Genomic DNA, 1,552 nt, shown 5'->3' with positions numbered 1-1,552 from the left:
TGCCGCGTTCTTGGCCTTGTCGACGATTCCCATGGTGTTCCTCCTGTGATGGGGGGTGGTCCAGCGGTTGCCGGGCCGTGATGGTCGGGGGGATCAGCGAGCCTGGTCGGCTGCTTCCTTCTCGGACTTGGCGCCGGCGGTGGAGAGCTCGCCGGTGTAGTTCTCGAGGTGCGCACGGACGAACCAGTGGAACTTCTCCAGCTCTGCGGTCTGGCCGATGAGGATGTCCTCGGTGACCGGGTCGATCTCACCGACCGACTTGATGGCATCGCGATGAGAGGTGATGAAACCGACGTAGACGAGGTCGAGGGCTCCGAGGTGGGCCTGAACCGAGTCGCGGCCCAGCGTGTAGTCGTCCCACGAGCGATCCTTCTCGATCGCGTTCGCGGTGCCCCGCGGCGACTCGCCGAAGGTGGCGATGCGCTCGGCGAGGGTGTCTGCGTAACCGCGGACGAGCTCGACCTGCGGATCGATCATCTCGTGCACGCCGATGAAGTTCGTGCCGACGACGTTCCAGTGGATGTGCTTGAGGGTGAGGTGCAGATCGTTCAGGGCGCTCAAGCGCTCCTGCAGGGTGCTCGACACCGCAGCTGCGTCCTCGGGGGAGATTCCGGGCGTTGTGAAAGTAGCCATGTCCTCGACGGTAGGTGCGATTACCGTTCTTGCCCACCGCCCTGATCGAATCGCAATCAGACCGAAGCTGCGGTAACGATCCGGTAACGAGTGTCGAGACCAGACTGTGTTCGTTCTGTTGTCGATCCGTGACATCGAGGATGCGGTGCCGCGATGCGGGGGTGACAACGTCATCTCTCGACAGCGTGCGAAACCAGTCGGCACGATTACCCGAACGACGATCGCACGAACCAGACGAGGAGCGTCATGCACGCAATCCTGGACGATTCCGATCTCACTCCCGACGATTCCACCACGGCTCATGAGGGCATCCGGCTGAGCGGTGTCGTGGTCACCCTCGCCCTTTTGACCTGCATGTTCATCGTTGCGCTGCCCCTGCTGGGGTCGCTGGCGATCGCCGCGGTGATCCTGGCCCTGTTCGCGAGCGCCGGACTGGCGACGATCTACGCGCTGTCGCGCCTGTAGTCCGAGGCGGTCAGAGGCCAACGAGAGTCAGGCGAGCCCGCCGGCCTTGCCCACCCAGTCCGTGCCTGGCGGGGTGAACACGTCCATCACGACGTCGTCGTCGGTGTACGTCGCCTGTGTGGGACCGAGCACCGTTCTGAGACGTTCGTGTACCTCGTCACCCGTCCACGGATACGCGGACACGTGGTGTCGCCAGTGGGCGACGATGACCGTCGCACCGGCATGACGGTGTCGGTCGAGGGCCTTGGTGACGGCGGTCAGTCGATGGTCGTCGAGGTAGTAGAGGACCTCACTGGCGACGACCAGATCGAACTGGTCGCCATCGGGTTCGATCCCGTCGGCGATGTCGGCGACGTGCACGGCGACCCGGTCGCCGACCTCGACCAGTCGGTCGCGGGCCAGCTCGACGGCTCGAGGGTCGAGTTCGAGGCACACCATCGACTCGCAGCGCTGC

General features: G+C 64.6%; 3 protein-coding genes. 1 reads left to right on the top strand and 2 read right to left on the bottom strand.

What is annotated here, in order from left to right; genetic code table 11:
* Positions 1-93: 93 nt before the first annotated feature.
* Positions 94-633 carry a DNA starvation/stationary phase protection protein gene (locus JHC79_RS23750; RefSeq protein WP_296395419.1) on the bottom strand — a complete coding sequence of 180 codons (540 nt, stop codon included), beginning with the start codon at positions 631-633 and terminating at the stop codon, positions 94-96.
* 246 nt (positions 634-879) lie between these two features.
* Between JHC79_RS23750 and JHC79_RS23745 the strand changes: the two genes are divergently transcribed.
* Positions 880-1,098, top strand: coding sequence for a hypothetical protein (locus JHC79_RS23745; protein ID WP_296395560.1), 219 nt, complete (start codon positions 880-882; stop codon positions 1,096-1,098).
* 27 nt (positions 1,099-1,125) lie between these two features.
* Here JHC79_RS23745 and JHC79_RS23740 read toward each other — a convergent pair.
* On the bottom strand, positions 1,126-1,552 hold a 427-nt coding region (locus JHC79_RS23740; protein ID WP_296395558.1), incomplete at its 5' end, for a class I SAM-dependent methyltransferase.

It is taken from the genome of Williamsia sp. (assembly GCF_016462415.1).
Classification (GTDB): Bacteria; Actinomycetota; Actinomycetes; order Mycobacteriales; family Mycobacteriaceae; genus Williamsia_A.
The sequence above is the reverse complement of the archived record's forward strand: the minus strand, read 5'-3'. Positions and strand labels throughout refer to the sequence as shown.

Bases quoted from the DNA above. Each gene is read 5' to 3' on its own strand.
- JHC79_RS23750 (WP_296395419.1), bottom strand. From the start codon at position 633: ATGGCTACTTTCACAACGCCCGGAATCTCCCCCGAGGACGCAGCTGCG.
- JHC79_RS23745 (WP_296395560.1), top strand. From the start codon at position 880: ATGCACGCAATCCTGGACGATTCCGATCTCACTCCCGACGATTCCACC.